Source organism: Streptomyces sp. NPDC006925 (assembly GCF_042869575.1).
GTDB lineage: Bacteria > Actinomycetota > Actinomycetes > Streptomycetales > Streptomycetaceae > Streptomyces.
In genome coordinates, this window is record NZ_JBIAGB010000023.1 from 3,644 (window position 1) to 21,046 (window position 17,403).

Annotated in this window: 14 protein-coding genes; 6 read left to right on the forward strand and 8 right to left on the reverse strand. The window is 71.9% G+C overall.

Annotation, left to right across the window (positions count from 1 at the left end):
- Window positions 1–157: 157 nt before the first annotated feature.
- Window positions 158–1,315, reverse strand: a complete 1,158-nt coding sequence (locus ACFYNS_RS25145) for an acyltransferase (RefSeq protein ID WP_360294326.1) — start codon at window positions 1,313–1,315, stop codon at window positions 158–160.
- Window positions 1,316–1,607: 292 nt separating this feature from the next.
- Between ACFYNS_RS25145 and ACFYNS_RS25150 the strand changes: the two genes are divergently transcribed.
- The 5 genes from ACFYNS_RS25150 to ACFYNS_RS25170 all read left to right on the forward strand — a co-directional run bounded on the left by ACFYNS_RS25150 (window position 1,608) and on the right by ACFYNS_RS25170 (window position 9,061).
- A complete protein-coding gene (locus ACFYNS_RS25150; RefSeq protein WP_360294329.1) occupies window positions 1,608–2,006 on the forward strand; it encodes a YrhK family protein in 399 nt (132 codons plus the stop codon).
- A 996-nt stretch (window positions 2,007–3,002) separates the two neighbouring features.
- Window positions 3,003–4,640: a DUF4331 domain-containing protein gene (locus ACFYNS_RS25155; protein ID WP_360294331.1), complete on the forward strand. Its 1,638-nt coding sequence runs from the start codon at window positions 3,003–3,005 to the stop codon at window positions 4,638–4,640.
- A gap of 108 nt (window positions 4,641–4,748) precedes the next feature.
- Window positions 4,749–6,134, forward strand: a complete 1,386-nt coding sequence (locus tag ACFYNS_RS25160) for a tetratricopeptide repeat protein (protein WP_360294334.1) — start codon at window positions 4,749–4,751, stop codon at window positions 6,132–6,134.
- Window positions 6,131–7,876 carry a nickel/cobalt transporter gene (locus tag ACFYNS_RS25165; RefSeq protein ID WP_388605209.1) on the forward strand — a complete coding sequence of 582 codons (1,746 nt, stop codon included), beginning with the start codon at window positions 6,131–6,133 and terminating at the stop codon, window positions 7,874–7,876. Before ACFYNS_RS25160 ends, ACFYNS_RS25165 begins: the two co-directional genes overlap by 4 nt.
- 174 nt (window positions 7,877–8,050) lie before the next feature.
- Window positions 8,051–9,061 carry a hypothetical protein gene (locus tag ACFYNS_RS25170; RefSeq protein ID WP_388605211.1) on the forward strand — a complete coding sequence of 337 codons (1,011 nt, stop codon included), beginning with the start codon at window positions 8,051–8,053 and terminating at the stop codon, window positions 9,059–9,061.
- A 367-nt stretch (window positions 9,062–9,428) separates the two neighbouring features.
- On the opposite strand, the gene ACFYNS_RS25175 is transcribed toward ACFYNS_RS25170, so the two are convergent.
- The 7 genes from ACFYNS_RS25175 to ACFYNS_RS25205 form a co-directional block, all read right to left on the reverse strand.
- On the reverse strand, window positions 9,429–10,667 hold the full coding sequence (locus ACFYNS_RS25175) for a PP2C family protein-serine/threonine phosphatase (RefSeq protein WP_360294343.1): 1,239 nt from the start codon (window positions 10,665–10,667) through the stop codon (window positions 9,429–9,431).
- A 343-nt stretch (window positions 10,668–11,010) separates the two neighbouring features.
- Window positions 11,011–11,523: a hypothetical protein gene (locus ACFYNS_RS25180; protein WP_360294346.1), complete on the reverse strand. Its 513-nt coding sequence runs from the start codon at window positions 11,521–11,523 to the stop codon at window positions 11,011–11,013.
- Between the two features lie 270 nt (window positions 11,524–11,793).
- On the reverse strand, window positions 11,794–12,780 hold the full coding sequence (locus ACFYNS_RS25185; protein ID WP_360294349.1) for an SRPBCC family protein: 987 nt from the start codon (window positions 12,778–12,780) through the stop codon (window positions 11,794–11,796).
- A 5-nt stretch (window positions 12,781–12,785) separates the two neighbouring features.
- Window positions 12,786–13,379, reverse strand: a complete 594-nt coding sequence (locus ACFYNS_RS25190; protein WP_360294352.1) for a hypothetical protein — start codon at window positions 13,377–13,379, stop codon at window positions 12,786–12,788.
- 435 nt (window positions 13,380–13,814) lie between these two features.
- A complete protein-coding gene (locus ACFYNS_RS25195) occupies window positions 13,815–14,243 on the reverse strand; it encodes an Asp23/Gls24 family envelope stress response protein (protein WP_360294355.1) in 429 nt (142 codons plus the stop codon).
- Between the two features lie 494 nt (window positions 14,244–14,737).
- Entirely contained in the window at window positions 14,738–15,109 is a 372-nt protein-coding gene (locus tag ACFYNS_RS25200; RefSeq protein WP_019356197.1) for a peptidase inhibitor family I36 protein, read from the reverse strand.
- A gap of 248 nt (window positions 15,110–15,357) precedes the next feature.
- Window positions 15,358–16,101: an AraC family transcriptional regulator gene (locus ACFYNS_RS25205; protein ID WP_388605258.1), complete on the reverse strand. Its 744-nt coding sequence runs from the start codon at window positions 16,099–16,101 to the stop codon at window positions 15,358–15,360.
- A gap of 54 nt (window positions 16,102–16,155) precedes the next feature.
- Here ACFYNS_RS25205 and ACFYNS_RS25210 point away from each other — a divergent pair, with 54 nt between their 5' ends.
- Window positions 16,156–17,388, forward strand: a complete 1,233-nt coding sequence (locus ACFYNS_RS25210) for an MFS transporter (protein WP_360294361.1) — start codon at window positions 16,156–16,158, stop codon at window positions 17,386–17,388.
- Window positions 17,389–17,403 lie beyond the last annotated feature (15 nt).

The following is a 17,403-nucleotide window of genomic DNA, read 5'->3' on the forward strand; positions in this document are numbered from 1 at the left end:
CGCCTCCTTCAGCCCCCCCCCGGTCTCCCCCCCGCCGCCCCCCCCGGGGCGCGGGGGGGGGGCGGGGCGCGGGGCCGGCCCGGCCCCCCCCCCCCCCCCCCCCCCCCCCCCCCTCCCTCCGTCGGATCGCGCCCGGCGGTTGCCCGGTGGCACCTGGCTACCCGAGGTAGCGCCTCAGCTTGAACCGCCCCCACAGCATGCTCAGGCCGAAGGACGGCACCACCGTGACGACCGTCAGCGCGGCCGCGGCCCCCGCCGCGCCCAGCCATCCGCGGTCGGCGGAGACGAACGCGGGCGAGATCGTCTTCAGCAGCAGCACATGGAACATGAACGCCCCCAGCCCGGCGTCCGTCAGCTTGGTCAGCGTCGGACGCATCCGCTCCGGGATCCGCACTCCGTTGGCTGCGAACAGTACGCAGACGCTGAGCGCGGCGACGAAGACGCTGGCGTTGGGGATCACGAAGTGGATGCGGTCCTGCGACCAGAGCACCAGGCCCAGGGCTGCCACGGCGCCCGCGAGCCACCAGCCGCGGTGCCTGCGCCGGGTGGCGGGCAGGCTGAGCAGCAGCGCTCCGAGCACGGCGTAGACGAGCGAGTAGCTGCCGACCTGCCAGCCGAAGTGCGGCACGTCCCAGCCGGTGAGCCGGGCCAGATCGCTGAAGGCCGTGGGGCCCGCCGAGATCACCACGAGTGCGGCCACCACGCCCCAGGGGCGCTGGCCCGCCTTGAGCAGCATCACGAAGCCCAGGATCAGGATGAGCGGCACGTGGGCGTAGAAGTACCAGAGGTGGAAGGCCGGCTGGACGGTGCCGAAGAGGGCGTCCAGCGCCAGCTTCGAGGTCGGTCCGCCGTTGGTGTCCCGCAGCCGTCCCCACAGCAGGTAGACCGCCGACCAGATGCCCACCGGGATGATCATGCGCAGCGAACGCTTGCGCAGCGTCCCGCCGTTCCGCGGCGGCGCCCCCACCAGCACCGCCCAGCCGGCGATCGCGAAGTACATCGGAACGGCCCAGCTGGTCACCGAGTCCAGGAAGAGGCCCGTCCAGTAGACGGCCCGGCCGTTCTCCGCGCTCTTGCCGACCGCCAGCATGCACTCGCCGCCGACGTGCCCGGTGATGACCGCGCAGGCGCAGATCACCCGCAGCAGGTCGATGTCGAAGCGGTGTTCGCGGCGCACCCGCGGCGCCTGCCCGGAGGCGGCCGGCCCGGCGGGTGCGGCCTCGGTGACGACGGTGCCGGCCGCCGGATCCGCGGGAGGAACCACCGGACTCGCGGGCGGGGTCACCGGGCCCGCGGAAACTTCATCAGTTGACATGCCCAGCCTTGAGAGGACGAGGATTTCCTGTGCCGCCTCGCCGGTCACCGGCGAGGCGGACCCGCAAGAGCGTGCCAGCCGCCCGGGCCCGCAACCTGTACGCGAGGGGAACAGCAGCGGAACTCCTCCGCCGGGCCCGTGCCGCGCGCCGGACAGCGGCGGTCGCCATGTTCAGGCAGCGGGGTGCCGGGTACGGGCGCAGAGGGTCGTCAGCATCCTCCCGCGCGAGCGGTGCGCGGTTGCCGGGGTGTCCGACGACGTCCGGCCGTCCCGTTCCAGGAGGTTCCCGCAGGTGTCCGAATCCGCGTCCACGACCGCGTCCACGTCCACGACCGCCTCTGCCGACGGCGGCGATCCCGGCCCGCACCGGCTCGCGGGCGCGCCCCGGCCGCCGCGCCGGGAGACGTCCTCGCGTCCGCTGACCGTGCAGATCGGCCACGAGGAGCTGGTGATCCGCCGGCGGTACGCCACCGCGAGCATCGTCAACGACATCCTCATCGCCCTCTGGTTCATCGTCGGCAGCGTGATGTTCTTCTCCGAGGCGTGGACCGTGCCGGGCACCTGGTGCTTCCTCATCGGGAGCGTCGAGCTCCTCGTCCGCCCGGTCATCCGGCTCGGCCGGCACGTTCATCTCCGCCGGGTGGGCGGCAGTCCGGAGGCGGCGCACCTGGCGTCCTCGCAGGACTACTGACCGGCGGGACGCCGACGACGGGCCGGGGCTCCTCCACGCCCTGCGGCGAACGAGGGGCGCGGCAGCCGCCGTCGGCACCCGCCGCCCCGGGCACGGTCACCCGCGCCCGACGGGCCGCGGCCCCGCGTCCCGCAGGCCCGGGGTGGTGCGGCCGCCCGCGCGCACCGGTTCCGCGCCCGATGCGGGGGGTCGACTTTCCGCTGATCAACTTCAAGCACATTGGTTTCCAGCGCATATTTCCACGCATGAAAAATGCGCAGCCCGCCGCAGGGCCGAGGCCGCCGAGATCTCCTGTTCACATATCGTCGTTACAGCTATATCGAACTCCATTGATTTGCATGAGCCAATATATTTATTGCTCTCCTGTGAGGTTTTCGTCAGGTCTTCGAAGCGCCGCACCCCGCTCCGAGCGCCACGGGGCCGCTCCGAGCGGCGCCGCACCCGGGACACCCCGCACGACACCCACCTCCTGTCACAGTCGCGGAGCCCTTCGGCGCCGCCCGGACCGGCCGAACTGCCCGTCACCCCCGATTCGGGGCAATGAAGCCACCGGATGGGCCGGGCCGCCACATATCACCCGAAAGCAGTGACCGCGCCCCTCCCCGTTGACATCTCCGCCCGCCGTGCACCCCCGGAGCGGAGCCCGGGAGTTTGCCGCACACCCCCGCCACGCCCTCGCCGACCTGCGAATGCTTCTCCGCCTGCAATTCTCTTGCAACCCATGTGCAACAGGTATGCCACGCCCACAATCACACTCCACAGGACGCCGTACCCCAGGCCTCCGGATACACACGGGAACCGAATTACCGGTGATTGCGAAATTCAGTGCTTTACTTCTGCTTGCCCTGCGGAGAACAGGAGAAAGGCGATGCGCCGATCGGCTCCGCGGACTTCTCTCCGCCCAGCGGATCGCCGTGACCGAGGTACTGACCGGGCTGATCAGCCGGCAGCAGTCACGCCTTCGACCCGATGCCGGCGGCCGACCGGAAGGACCCCATGAGAAACCGTTCATCCACCCGCAGGTTCCGCCTGCCCGACGGCAAGGCGTTCGACCGCGCCCTGGTCACGACAGGCGTCGGAATCCTGGCGACCGCCGCCGCCGTGACCGGACTGGCGCCGGGCACCAGCGCGGCGTCCAGCCACCGGGAGGCCCCGCTCATCTCGGGCGACCCCCGTGCGGACAACACGGACGTCTACGCGTTCACCAGCCCGGACAAGCCCGACACCGTCACGCTGGTCGCCAACTGGATCCCCTTCGAGGAACCGAACGGCGGGCCGAACTTCTACCCGTTCGCCGAGGACGCCCGCTACCACATCAAAATCGACAGTGACGGCGACGGCCGCCCGGACACCACGTACACCTGGACCTTCCGGAACCGCACCAAGAACGCCGGCAGCCAGTTCCTGTACAACAAGGGCGTCGTCACCGGCTTCGACGACCCGGACCTGCTGTTCAAGCAGACCTACGACCTGCGCGTCACCCGCGCCGACGGCCGCACCCGCACCCTGCTGCACGACGCGCCCGTGGCTCCGTCCCGCGTGGGACCCGCCTCGATGCCGGACTACGGCAAACTCCGCGACCAGTCCGTACGCCGACTGCCGGGCGGCGGCAAGGCGTTCAGCGGCCAGGCCGACGACTCCTTCTTCCTCGACCTCCGCGTCTTCGACCTGCTCTACGGCGGGGACCTGAGCGAGCGGGGCAAGGACACGCTGGCCGGCTACAACGTCAACACGCTCGCCGTCCAGGTGCCCAAGAAGCACCTGGCACTGGAAGGCGACGCCGGGCGCAACCCCGTCATCGGCGTGTGGTCCACCACCGACCGCAAGGGAGCCGGCGTCCTCGAGGGCCGGGAGGCAAAGCGGCACCACCGCTGGCGCCAGGTCTCCCGGCTGGGCAACCCCCTGGTCAACGAGGTGGTGGTGCCCCGCAAGTACAAGGACGCCTTCAACAGCATCTCCCCCGACCAGGACCGCACCGTGCAGCCGGTCGTCGACAAGGTCTACGACCCGATCCTGCCCAAGACCATCGAGAAGGTCTACGGCGTCCCCGCGCCCAAGACCCCGCGGGACGACCTGGCGGAGATCTATCTGACCGGCATCTGCAAGGCGTGCGGCCCCATCAAGGCGGACCTCAACGCCCACCGCCTCAACAAGGACGCCGACCGGGACCGGATCGTCCCCGCGGAAGAGCTGCGACTGAACATGGGCGTCGCCCCGGCCGGAAAGCCCGACCGCCTCGGGGTGCTGGGCGGAGACCTGGCGGGCTTCCCCAACGGCAGGAGGCTGACGGACGACGTGGTCGACATCTCCCTGCAGGCGGTCGAAGGCGCAGCCCAGACGGGCAAGCTGGTCGAGGCGCTGGCCGACGGCGACCAGGTGGATGCGAACGATCGCGCCTTCGGAAAGACCTTCCCCTACGTGGCGCTGCCGCACACCAAGAGCGTGAACGAAGCCGGTTCCGGTGGCGGAGCACGGCAGTCCGCCGCAGAGGGCGACCGGGCGGGCTTCCTGGGCGTGCCGCAGGAAGCGGCCGCCCCGGCCGGGCTCGCCGCGCTCGGCGCACTGCTGCTGGGTGCCGGCGGTCTGCGCCTCCGGCGCCGCAGGTCCGGACGGGAGCACCGCACCACCGCGTGACCCGAACGCCCACCACGGACGGCCTGCGGACATCCGGTACCCGACCGGGACACGCAGGCCGTCCGTCCCCTCTGCCCCACCCCGCCACAGCCGACCTCCGGGGGTTCCGTGACCGCCGCACCGCCGCACCGCCCCACCGACAGCGCCCCTCCCGCCCCGCACGCCCCGGGGCGGCGAGCGCGGCGCCGACACCTGCGCAGAACCGGTGCCGTCCTCGCCCTGGGAACCGCGCTGTTCGCGGCAGGCGCCCTGGGCCTCGCGCCGGACCGGGCCGACCCGCCCACAGGCGGGGGACGCGCCCCTGCCGCCTCCTCCGAGGACACCGCCCAGCGCCGGATCGAGGCGCTGCGGCAGCAGATCCGCCGTACCGGGAAGAACCCCCGGGCATGGGCCGAGCTGGGGCTGGAGTACGTGCAGCAGGCCAAGACGACGGCCGATCCCGCCTACTACCCGAAGGCCGAGAAGTCGCTGCGCAGATCACTGGACCTGCAGCCGCGGGACAACTTCACCGCGGAAGTGGGGCTGGGTGCGCTGGCGGCGAGCCGCCACGAGTTCCGCGACGCACTGCGGTGGGCCCGCCGTGCGGCGCGGACCAATCCGGCCAACGCGGCCGCCCGGGGAGTGCTGGGTGATGCGTACACCCAACTCGGCCGATACCGCGAATCCTTCGAGGCCGTCCAGAAGATGGTCGACCTCCAGCCGGGCACTCCCTCGCTCGCCCGCGCCTCCTACACATGGGAGCTGCGCGGCGAGACGGACCGGGCACGTGCCCTGATGCGCCGGGCGCTGAAGGCGGCGTCGGACCCCGGGGACACGGCCTTCGCGCGCTACCACCTGGCCGGGTTGGCCCTGCGATCCGGTGCGCCCTCCACCGCGTTGCGGGAGGCGAACGCGGGCCTGCGCAGTGTTCCGGACAATCCCGACCTCCTCGAAGTGCGGGCACGGGCCCGCACCGCGCTCGGCCGGCCGACCGCGGCCGTGGACGACTTCGAGCAGGCCATCGCCCACGTACCGCAACCGGCCTACGTGATCGCGCTGGGCGAGCTCCAGCAGGCACGGGGACACCTGGGGGAGGCACGTCGGCAATACGCCCTGTACCGGGCCCAGGAGCGGCTTCTGCAGCAGGCCGGGGTCCGGGACGACGCCGAGGCGGTGCTCTTCGAGGCCGACCACGGCGACGCCGACCGCGCGGTCGGGCTCGGGCGCCGGGCGGTGCGCAGCCGCCCGTTCCTCGCCAGTCACGATGCCTACGCCTGGGCACTGCATCGAGCGGGCCGCGACCGCGAGGCGCTCTCGCACGCCGAGCAGGCCCTGCGCCTGGGGACCCGCAGCGCCCTCTACCGCTACCACCGCGGCATGATCCACCACGCTCTCGGGGACCGCGCGGCCGCACGCACCGACCTGCGGGCGGCGCTGCGGACCGACCCGCACTTCCACCCGCTCCACGCACCGGCCGCACGCCGGACACTCACCAGGATCGGAGCCGAGGCATGAACGGCCGTACGCGGCGCAGGATTCCCGTACCGACCGTCGCGCGGGCGGCGGTCGGCACCGCCTCGGCGACGCTGCTGCTCGTGGGCTGCGCGCCCACGGCGCAGGCCCATCCGCTGGGCAACTTCACCGTCAACCACTACTCCGGGTTCACACTCTTCCCCGACCGGATCGACGTCACGGCCGTCGTCGACCGGGCCGAGATCGCGGCGGCCCAGGAGCTGCCGGCCGTCGACGCCGACGCGGACGGACGGACCTCCGAAGCCGAACGAACCGCCTACGCCCGCCGACAGTGCGCCGAGCTGGCGCGGAAGGTCACCGCGCAGGTCGACGACCGGGGAGTCCACTGGCGCGTGCGCAGCAGCGCCTTCACCCGCCACCCCGGCCAGGCCGGGCTGCGGACCAGCCGGCTGCACTGCGACCTCACCGGTCCGGCCGACCTCTCCTCCCCCGCGCGGGTCGAGGTCACCGACTCCTTCGTGGGAAAGAGCGTCGGCTGGCACGAGATGACCGCCGAAGGCAGCGGCGTGCGGCTGTCCTCGTCTCCGCTGCCGACGTCGTCCGCGACCGACGAGCTGCGGCACTACCCGGCGGACCTGCTCGCCGACCCCCTCGACCAGCGCTCGGCGACGCTGCGGACCGAACCGGGCGCCGGCGGGGACGGCGCTCCCGCCGTCCCCTACGAACTGCCGGGCGCCGGGCCGCTGACCGCGGCGCTGACCCGGGTCACCGACCTCTTCGACTCCCTCGTCGGTGCCGACACCCTGACCCTGCCGGTGGGACTGCTGGCGCTGGCCCTCTCCCTGGTGCTCGGGGCGTCGCACGCGGCCATGCCCGGCCACGGGAAGACCATCATGGCGGCGTATCTGGCCGGACGGCGCGGCAGCGTGCGGGACGCGGTGACCGTCGGTGCGACAGTCACCTTCACCCACACCGCCGGAGTCCTGGTCCTCGGCTTCGCCCTTCCTCTGACGACCCGTCTGGCGGGCGAGTCGGTGCTGGGATGGCTGGGAGTCGCCAGCGGACTGCTGGTCACCGGCATCGGTCTGGCGCTGCTGCAAGGAGCGTTGCGGGGCGGCGGCGACGGCATCGGCCACTTCCACGGTCACTCCCACAGCCATGGGCACGGCCACGGCCATGGGCACGAGCACGGGCACGGGCACGGACACGAGCACGAGCACGGGCACGGGCACGGACACGGGCACGGGCACGGACACGGGCACGGGCACGGGCATGGGCACGGCCACAGCCAGGGGCACGAGCACGCCCCCGGGCCCCCGCACCCGGGGCAGCCTTACGCCGACGGGAAAGCGCACGGCGGTGTCGCCGTGCTGGCCCCCACCCCGGACGCCACCGAGCCCGAGGCCCGGGCCCGTCCCGGCGCCGCTCCCCCGTCCGCCCGCACCCACGCCCGACGCGGCCTGATCGGTGTCGGGATCGCGGGCGGACTCGTCCCCAGCCCCTCCGCGCTCGTCGTGCTGCTCGGGGCCGTGGCGCTGGGACGTACGGCCTTCGGAGTGCTGCTCGTGCTCGGCTATGGGCTCGGCATGGCGCTCACCCTGACCGCGGCGGGTGTCGCGCTGGTGAAGTTCCGCGACGCGCTGACCGGCTCACAGCGCCTCTCCCGGCTGGCATCTTCCCGGGTCGTCACCCACCTCGGCCGACGCGGCCCGGCGCTCACGGCCGGACTCGTGGTGGCTGTCGGCCTCGGGCTGACGGCACGCGCCTTCTTCGGCAGCCTGTGAACGAGCGCAGAGGTAGTCCGCGAAGCGGTTCTTCCCGAGCCGCCGTGCGCCCCGGAACGCCCTTCAGCACCTGTGCCGTGCCGCCGGCACTGAGGGTCGTTCCCGGGCGCGGAATCCGGGCGCCCCCTCTAGGGTGAAATGAGTGGATACAGCGTAGACACTCCGAGGTGCGACATGCGGGAGCGCGGCGAGAACGACGCTGAGCCGGACACGGACGAGGACGAGCGTGACCTCTCCTCCGACGACGGCGAGCGTGAGGACGAGGAAGCGACTGACGCGGAGTGGACCCAGGAGGACGAGGACGAAGAGCCTCTGGAAGGCGAACTCGCGGAATCCCCGTCGGCACAGCCGGTCGGCAGGTCCGACGACCCGGACGTTCTGCTGGACGTACCACAGCTACGGGTCGAGGAGATCGATCTGCAGGTCGAGGATCTGCAAGCCCGGGTCTCGCTGCAAGCTGAAGTCCTGGACCTCCTCAAGCTCAACGTCGGCGCCGATGTGTCACTCGGCCGCGTCGAGCTGGACATCAAGGGCGTGGAGGCGCAGGCCCTGCTCAAGGTCCGGCTCGACAACGTCGCGGCGATCGTGGGCAGGGTGCTGTCCACCATCGACCGCAACCCCCAGATCCTGGAGCAGATCACCTCCGGCGTCGGCTCCGCGGCGGAGAGCCTGGGCAGCGGCGCCGGGAAGGCGGTCGGCGAGCTGGGAGAGGGTGCCGGCGAAGCCGTCGAGGACGTCGGCAAGGGCGCGAGCAAGGCGGTCGAGGACGTCGGGGAGGGCGCGGGCGGAGCCGTGGAGGACGTCGGCAAGGGCGCGAGCAAGGCAGTCGAGGACGTCGGCGAGGGCGCGGGCGGAGCCGTCGAGGACGTCGGCAAAGGCGCCGGAAAGGCCGCGGAAGACGTCGGCGAAGGCGCCGGAAAAGCAGCGGAAGACGTCGGCGAAGGCGCCGGTGAGGCGGTAGGGGAGGTGGGGGGCACGGCCTCCGAGGCGGCTGGGGCGGCCGGGCGTGCGGTGAGGAGTTCCACGGGCGGACAGTCCGGCGGGAGCTCGGGCCGCGGTTCGGGGGCCGAGGGTCGGACCACGAAGAAGAGCTCCGGCTCCGGGAGCAGAGACGAATCCGCCGGGCGGGCCTCACACAGGCGCAAGTCCTCGTTCCGCGGCCGCGAGCGGGAACGGCCGCCATGAACGTCCGCCCCGGACATCGAGGCCTCCTCCGTGGTGGAGGCCGACCGGCCGTGCTCTCGAGGTTCTGGTGAGCAGACTGGCACTGGTGAGCAGGAGGGGTACCCGGGGGCGGCACGGCACCGGACATCGGTCTTCCGCGCGGTGCGCCGCCGCCTGTCGCACGATCCGCCGGCGTAGCGGGGCGCCCGCACACCGGCCGTCTGAGCGCGTCCGGATCCGCGGCCGACCGCCGGTCGCCCGCGTCCGTGCGCCGGTGTGCCGGCGCTCCGGGGCGGTGAGAGACGGCCCCTCGATACCGGACCTGCGGCAGGAGCTCCCGGCCGGGGTCCTGCATCGGGGTCCTGCATCCCGGCTACGGTGTCGGGGCCTACGGTGTCGGGCGGCGCTCCGGAGAGGCTTTCCGCGTGTCAGCGCCGGAGCTGACACACCGCTGGGTCTCGGAGGGTCCGTACCAGTCCAGGCAGACCACCGTGGCGTCGTCTTCGAGCCGCCCGCCGCACGCGTGCAGAACTGTGGTCGTCAGAGCCATCGTGATCTCCCGCGGATGCAGGTCCCGTGTGCGCTCCAGCACGGCGGCCAGATTCACCCTCTCGGCGTTCCGCTCCAGCATGCCGTCGGTGAGCAGGAGCAGTCGGTCGCCAGGGCGCATCTCGAGGTCCTGGACACGGTAGGCCCAGGACGGGGAGATCTGGAGGCCGAAGGGGTGGTCCACCTCGCAGGTGACTTCCTCCACTGTGCCGTCCCGCATACGCAGAGGCCACGGATGGCCTGCGTTCACGAACCGGGCCCGCCCGCTGCGGAGATCGAAACGCAGCAGTTGACCGGTGGCGTGACCACGACCGTACCCGGCGAGCGCTTCGTCGGCCCGGCGGGCCTGATCGGCCAAGCCGGCTCCGGCCCGCCGGGCGCCGCGCAAGGCGCCCACCAGAACCGTGGCGGCGAGAGCGGCCTCGACATCGTGCCCCATGGTGTCGGTCACCGACACGTGCAGGGCGTCACGGTCCAGGGAGAAGTCGAAGGTGTCGCCGCTGAGATCTTCGGAGGGTTCCAGGTTCCCGCACAGGGCGAACTGCGCGGCTTCGCACGACAGGGACGGGGGCAGCAACTGGTATTGGATCTCCGCCGCCAACGTGGGCGGCTTGGTGCGTTTGCCCCAGGTGTAGACATCGGTGAAGCGTCCGTTGGCGATGACGATGTAGGCCAAGGCATGGGCGGCTTCCCCGACCTCCTGGAGGGTCCGCTCGTCCACGCCGGCCGGAAGGCGGAGTTCCAGCACCCCGATCGCATCGCCGCGGTTGGTCACCGGCACGATGACTCTCCGTCCCTGTCCGGTCCCCTCCTGATACAGCCGCTGCGTACGGATCACCTGCTCATAGGGGCTTCCGCGGAGCATGATCCGCTCCGCTGCGGCGGAACCGGCCCCCGCCGCAGCGGAGCGGGCCAGCCGCACCACGGCTCTGCCCGTCAGATCCACGATGAGGAAGGAGACCTCGGAGGCTTGGAATCGCTGCCGCAGGTCCTCGGCGACCACATCGACCGCCTCCACCGGCGCGGCCGCCTCAGCGGTCGTCAGCAGCCGGGCGAGTTCACCGTGCGCACCACTCACGGCACGCTCCTTTCCCTCCCCCTTCTGCCAGCTTGGAGTCCACCGTGGTCAGCGTCAAACGGCGGCCGGTGCGAGGGGTACGGACGGTCACGAGGGCCCTCCCTCCATCCGGATGCGCCGCAGCGCGTGTCCGGCTCGCGGAGTCTCCCCGTACAGCAGCGGGCCGACCGCGGCAGCGCCGATCAACAGGGCGCGGCTGTGGACCAGGAGCGGTCGAGCGCGGCCGATCAGTGGCCGGGGAAGTGCGCGACGCAGCCGCTGGGAGCGGCGGGCGCCTGCCTTCAGCGGAATTCTGCGGCACATGGGCGTGGGCTGTCCGGCGGCCCGGTCTCCTCCCGCCGTGTCACCGCTTGCCCGGTGCGGTGCTGTACACGTCCTGGGAGAAGTTCGCCTCGACCGCGACCAGGCGCAGCGCCTCGAGCGTGTCGATCTGTTCCAGGGCTCGCTCGAGCAGCTGACCGATCCGGTCCTCGTCCGGCGCGCCTTCCCGCTGCCCCGTCCGCAACAGGGTGCGCCAGAGCAGGGCTTTCCCCTCGACCCCCAGCCTCAACGTCTCCAGTTCCATGAGGCTGTTCAGCCCGGAGGGGCCGTGCAGCACGCCGTTGGGCTTCAGGCGCTCCAGCAGCTCGGCCACCCTGCCGCCGTAGATCTTGTAGCGGCGGACGGGCAGGCCGAGCTCGCCCATGATCGTCAGCAAGGAGTTCCGGTCTTCCGCGATCTGTTCGGCCAGGTGCTCCAACTCGGCCCCGTGCGCCCCGTTCCGGCCCCGGCGGGCGATCCGACGCGCGAGTCCGGTACCGAAAGTCGCGCCGGCCAGATGGTCGTTGAGATAGATCGCCAGCTTGTCGGCATGCATTGTGGCCCTTCCCCGGCTGTAGTGGGATCTCCAGGAGCATGCGCACTCCGACAGCGGACCCGTGGGGCGCGACTCGTGGTACCGGCCGCCCGCGGCGGGTCCGCCGGGCCGCGAGGCAGGCCTCGGTATCAGGCCGGGGCGGTTCCCGGGCCTGTCCTGCACCAGTACCCCCCGGTTCCGGTCTCCTGCGGAGCGACCGGGGCTCGGAAAGACGGACACCGGCGCATGACCGGCCCCGGCCAACGGTGGCGAGCGCGCAAAGGGCCGGCCCTACCGCTGACGGCCCTCCTCCTCGCTGTCCTCCTCGTTCTCGTTCTCCTCGCCGTTCTCGTCCTCCCCGTTCTCGTCCTCGCCGTTCTCCTCGTTCTCCTCGCCCTCAGCGGGCCCTTCGTCCTCCCCTTCCTGCTCCTCCTGCACCACTTCGTCATGGCTGCGGACGACCTCGCCGTCGCGGATCTCGCACCGCCAGCCCTCCACTTCTTCGGCCTGGAGAGTGACATAGCGCTGGAAGTGCTTGAGGTCGAGACGAAGGCGGCGGCCCTGAGCCCGCCAGATGTTGCCGAGCTTCTCGAAGAAGCCGGACGGGTAGTACTCCACGACCACTGTGACCCGCGTCAGTTTCTCATCCAGCCAGTGGAAGCTGACCGCGCCGCGAGTGGTGCCCTTCGATCCTTCCGACGTCCACACGATCCGCTCGTCCGGCACCATCTCCAGAGTGGTGGCCTTCCAACTTCGGGTGGACGGCCAGACGCGGACCTTCCAGTCGGTGGTGGTCTCGTCCTCGTCGTCCACCGACACGTTGCTGACGCCGTTGGTGAAGGTGCCGAAGTTCTCGAACTGCGAGAAGTGGTTGTAGACGACGCGGAGCGGCCGGCCGATGTCCACGTGCTCGATGATGTTGATGGCCTTCAGGTCGCCTGCTTCGCTGCTGCCACCGTCCATACCGACCGCTTCCTTGGCCTTCCCCACCGCCTTGTCCTTGGCTCCCTTGGCCTTCTCCTTGACTACGGCCTTGACCGGGTTCTCGCCCTTGGCCGCGGCCTCCGCGGCGCCTGCGAGAGCACCGCCGCCCTCACTCCCCGGCAGCAGCTTGCCGAGGCCGCCGTCTGCGTCCGCCACGCTCTCCAACTTGTCCGTCACTTTGCCGACGGCCTGCTTGCCCATCGCCCCCAGGAACTCCAGGACCTGTTCACGAAGCTGATCGAGAGGAGAGGGGCCGCCCTCGTCCGGCTTCGTCTTCTGCGATTGTCCGGCCACGCCACTCACCTCCTGCGGCTCGAACGAGCGGCCGGCCTCTTGTCCGATCCGCCTGAGGTCTTCTTGGCGGACGAACTCTCCGGCTTTCGTCCCCGGGCGGGGGCCGTCTGCGCGCCGGTGCCGGAGCGCTTCGCCGGTCGGCGGCTGCCGCCGTCCGACTTGGCGGGTGCCTTCTTCGCGGGCTTGCGCCGCGGCTCCTCGGACTCTTCCTCGGGCTCTTCCCCGGCTTCCTCGTCCCGTTCTTCCTCGCCCTCGCCGCTCTCCTGTTCACCGTCCGCCGCCTCCTTGGGGCTCAGGCTCTCGGTGCGTCCGCGGAGCGACTCGGTGAAGGACTCGATACGCCTGTTGGTGACCGCGCTGAGGGCCGTGCGCGCGGTGCTCAGCAATTCCTCCTGCACCTGTTCGGTGAGGGCCGCGAACTGCGGCGTCTCGGAGAGCTTCCGAACGCCCTTGCTCACCAGTTCCTGCGGGTCGAGTCCCAGCCGGCGCCCGGCGACCGCAGAACCGAGGACGAGCGCGAGCTTCGCCTTCCTCGTCCTGCCGAGCAGGTATCCACCGGCGACGGCGGCGATGACCGCTTTTTTGCAACTGTCTTCCATAGCTGATTCCTCGGGCTCGTTCGGCTGGTACCCCATGCCGTCGCGGGTCTCGGAACGGTTCGGAAAGGCGCTGCCAACAGGCACTGGGAGCGGTTCACCGCCCCTGGAGCAGGCTTCCGCGCGCAGTTCTTTCGGACGGGAAGCCCGGATCGGCCGACCGGGCGCTGCCGGGAGGGCGGAGCCCGGCGGGGCGGTGGTGCTGCTGGTACCGGTTCACACCTCGGCAGCACTGATGATCAGACATATAAATATTGTGCTCATATGCCCTTCTCGCCCGCATATCGAGACGTGCATATGCGCCACAGACTGCCCCCGCCACCCTGCGGGCAGGTCGGACAGGGTTCCGCCGGATCGCAAGACGGTCGGCTCGAACAGCGCTCGCACAGCCCGAGGGGGCGTGAGCGGCTCGTCGCCGGATCCGCGGCCCCGCCGGGTCTAGCGCAACGAACGCCCGCTGGCCGCGCCGCTCTCCTCGTCGCCCTCCTCGTCCTCCTGGAGCGCGACATCGGGAATGACGATGTTCACCTCGGCGACCTCGAAACCGGTGGTGTTCTCCACCGTGGAGATCACGTGCTCCCGGACACGCTGGGCGACGCGATGGACAGGCTCGCCGTACTCCACGACGACGCTCAGGTCTATCGCGGCCTGTTGCTCACCGGTCTCGACGGACACGCCCTGCTGAGCGGCGCTGCCCTCACCCCCGACACGCCGGCGCACCGCTCCGGTGGCACGCGCCCCTGCTCCGCCGAGGGCGTGGACGCCGGACACCTCGCGGGCGGAGATACCGGCCGTCTTGGCAACCACCGTGCCGGAGACGGTGGTGGTGCCCCGGTTCTTCGGGTCCTTCTGGTTGCCGTCAGCCATGATGCACCTCCAAGGGCCGGATCGCCGGAGCCCGTCGGCCGACTGCACTGCATCCCGGCTGCTCGGCCACACTCTCCACCCTCCGCCTGCGAAGGCATGAACGCCAATCCGGGGCCGGCATCCCGTCCTCACCCGAAGAAGCTCTGCTGACCTGCGGTGATACCGACCGGCAGCGCTGCCCCGACTGACCCGCGCCCCTCCTGGTCAGGCCCCCACCGCCGGAAACCCCGCCGATTCGCCTCGCCGCCGCCGAGCCGTCACCGCCCGTCGCCGGAGGTATACGCAACGTCACCACGAGTGCCACCTCCCACCCGATGCCTCCCGGGTGGGAGCTGTCGCCGAAGGGGGGCCGTCCCGCGCGGACGTCGCAGGACGGCCCGGGCACCGGCGGATGCCGAGATGGCGTGGTCCGAAGACGGAGAGGCGGGCCACGCGGAGTCCGCCGCCCCACTGTGGGGGGCACGCGGCAGGCGGTGGCGGGTCCTACGGCACGCTCAGCACTCGCCCCGCCACACGACCTTCTGGACGACGAGCGTGCGGTAGGCGGTCCATTTGTACTGGCCGGGACCGGGGTTGTAATGGAAGCAGGAGGTGGCGGTCCCCTCGTACCAGTAGGTCATGTCGACGTGATCGGCGCCGGGGTAGGCGTAGCCGTTGTTGAAGACGGACCTGAAGGCGACACTGCCGCTCCAGTTGCCCGCCGTCCTGAGCACCAGCGAACCGGTCTGGTCCGGTCCGCTCCAGGCGCAGAAGTACCCCTTGGGGCAGCCGGGCGGGCTGGCCTCGGCGGAGGCGGTGGGCGCCAGGCCGATGATGCCGGCTAACGCGCCGGAGGCGGTGAGAGCTGCGACGGTCGACTTGCGCATCGGATGTCCTTCCGGGACGGATTCGGGAGTGCACGCCGGTCGGTGGCGCTGTGCGGTCGATACCCGGTCACTGCGGTTCGTCCATTCCCCTCGGCGCATGCGGCGCAGCAGCCTCCGAGGGGCGGAGCCGAACACTCGAAGGGCCCGTCGGCCCATCAGTTGGACACTCGGCAGCTCTCTACGGTTGTGCTTCCGCGCCGGTCCGGGCCGCTTCCTCCCGTCGCCCCCGGGGCATGCGGCCGGGGCTTTCAGTCCGCCGGGTGGGAGCCCGGGGTGTGCCCGAAGGTGCGCCGGAAGACGTCGATGAACGCGCTGGTCGACGACCAGCCGCAGCGGTGGGCCACCGCGGTGACCGGCTCCTTCTCGGCCAGCAGGACCAGGGCGTGCTGAAGCCGCAGTTGGGTGCGCCACTGCGGGAAGGTCATGCCGAGATCGCCGCGGAACAGCCGGGAGAGGGTGCGCTCGCTCGCGCCGACCTGGCGGCCGAGTTCGGCGAGGGTGCGGTCGTCGGCCGGATCGGCGCGCAGGATCCCGCACAGCGCGCGCAGTGCGGGTGCGGACGGCGCCGGCAGGTGCAGCGGCTGTTGCGGGGAGGCGCGCAACTGGTCGAGCAGCACCGCGCGCAGCCGGGCGCGTTCGGGGCTCTCGTCGTCGGGTGCGCGGGTGTAGGCGATGATCAGCTCACGCAACAGCGGGCCCACGGCGAGCACGGTGGGGGCGTCCAGGCGGAGCGGGTTGTCGGTCGCGGGCAGCCCCACCAGGTGCAGGTCGAGCTCCCCGCGGGCCTCGTGGGCGTGCACCGTGCCGGCCGGCACCCAGATGGCGCGGTTCCCCGGGGCGACCCAGGAGCCGGAGCCGGTCGTGACGATCAGCACCCCGCGCCCCGCGTAGACGATCTGGTGGTCGTCGTGCCGGTGCGGGTCGATCGCGCCACCGGAGGCCAGTCGCCGGGTGTGCGTCGGAGCGATCGGCGTGTGGCGGGTATCCGTCATCATTCGGCAGATTATCGGAAGCCCGACAGCCGCGCCGCCCCGGAGCATGGCGCTGTGCGAAGAAACCTCTCGATCACTCTGCTGTCCGTCGGGCACGCCTGCGTCGACGTCCACCAGGGGGCGGTGGCGTCCCTGGTCCCGTTCTTCGTCGCCGAGCGCGCCTACGGCTACGCGACCGTCTCCGGCCTGGTGCTGGCCGCCTCCCTGCTGTCCTCGGTGGTGCAGCCGGCGTTCGGTGCCCTGACCGACCGCTGGTCGATGCCGTGGCTCCTGCCCGTCAGCACGCTGGTGGGCGGCGCGGGCATCGCGCTGAGCGGAACCAGCGGCTCCTACGGTGCGACCGTGCTGTTCCTGGCGGTCTCCGGAATCGGCGTGGCCGCCTATCACCCCGAGTCCGCCCGGATCGCCCGGATCGCGTCCCGCGGCAGCCACAGCGCCATGGGCTGGTTCTCCACGGGCGGCAACCTCGGCTTCGCCCTCGCCCCGCTGATGGTCGGCGCGGTGGTGGGGACCGGCGGGCTGCGCCTGACTCCGCTGCTGGCGCTGCCCGCGCTCGCTGGGAGCGTGCTGTGCCTGCCGGTGCTGCGCGCGCTGGGACGGCGGCACACTGCCGGGGCCTCCGCGGCGGGCGCGTGCGGAGCGGACGACAGGGCCGCGTTCGTGCGGTTGTCGCTGGCCGTGGTGTGCCGCTCGATCGTCTTCGTAGGACTGAGCACGTTCCTCTCGCTGTACGCACAGCAGCGGATGGGCGGCGGCTCCGCGACGGGCACGGCGGCCCTGTTCGTGCTCTACCTCGGCGGCGCGGTCGGCTCCGTACTGGGCGGCGCCCTGGCGGGCCGCTGGGGGCGGGTCACCGTCGCCCGCTGGTCGTACCTGGTCGTGACCGGCGCGGTCGCGGGCGTGCTGGTCGCGCCGGGCCCAGCCCTGTACCCGTTCGTGGCGCTCACGTCGGTCGGCCTCTACGTGCCCTTCTCGCTGCAGGTCACTCTCGGCCAGGACTACTTGCCCTCGCGGGTCGGCACGGCGGGCGGGATCACGCTCGGGCTCGCCGTCAGTGTCGGCGGGCTGGCCGGTCCCCCGCTGGGCGCCCTCGCCGACGCGACCTCGCTGCGGACCGCCCTGGCCCCGCTCGTCCTGATGCCGGTCCTGTGCTGGCTGCTGTTCCGCACGCTGCCGGAACCGGCCGCACCGCTCCCGGCATCCGGGCCGCCTGGGGACCCGGCCGCCGCGGAGGCGGAGCCGGGCGCGACGGCCGCGGAGCCCGGCCGGCAGTCCCGCCGGGGCTGAGCCGAGCCGCTCCCG

What these genes read in the sequence shown, in the direction of transcription:
- ACFYNS_RS25195 (WP_360294355.1), bottom strand. Translation starts at nt 14,243, where the DNA reads ATGGCTGACGGCAACCAGAAGGACCCGAAGAACCGGGGCACCACCACC.
- ACFYNS_RS25190 (WP_360294352.1), bottom strand. Translation starts at nt 13,379, where the DNA reads ATGGAAGACAGTTGCAAAAAAGCGGTCATCGCCGCCGTCGCCGGTGGA.
- ACFYNS_RS25180 (WP_360294346.1), bottom strand. Translation starts at nt 11,523, where the DNA reads ATGCATGCCGACAAGCTGGCGATCTATCTCAACGACCATCTGGCCGGC.
- ACFYNS_RS25200 (WP_019356197.1), bottom strand. Translation starts at nt 15,109, where the DNA reads ATGCGCAAGTCGACCGTCGCAGCTCTCACCGCCTCCGGCGCGTTAGCC.
- ACFYNS_RS25170 (WP_388605211.1), top strand. Translation starts at nt 8,051, where the DNA reads ATGCGGGAGCGCGGCGAGAACGACGCTGAGCCGGACACGGACGAGGAC.
- ACFYNS_RS25205 (WP_388605258.1), bottom strand. Translation starts at nt 16,101, where the DNA reads ATGACGGATACCCGCCACACGCCGATCGCTCCGACGCACACCCGGCGA.
- ACFYNS_RS25165 (WP_388605209.1), top strand. Translation starts at nt 6,131, where the DNA reads ATGAACGGCCGTACGCGGCGCAGGATTCCCGTACCGACCGTCGCGCGG.
- ACFYNS_RS25155 (WP_360294331.1), top strand. Translation starts at nt 3,003, where the DNA reads ATGAGAAACCGTTCATCCACCCGCAGGTTCCGCCTGCCCGACGGCAAG.
- ACFYNS_RS25145 (WP_360294326.1), bottom strand. Translation starts at nt 1,315, where the DNA reads ATGTCAACTGATGAAGTTTCCGCGGGCCCGGTGACCCCGCCCGCGAGT.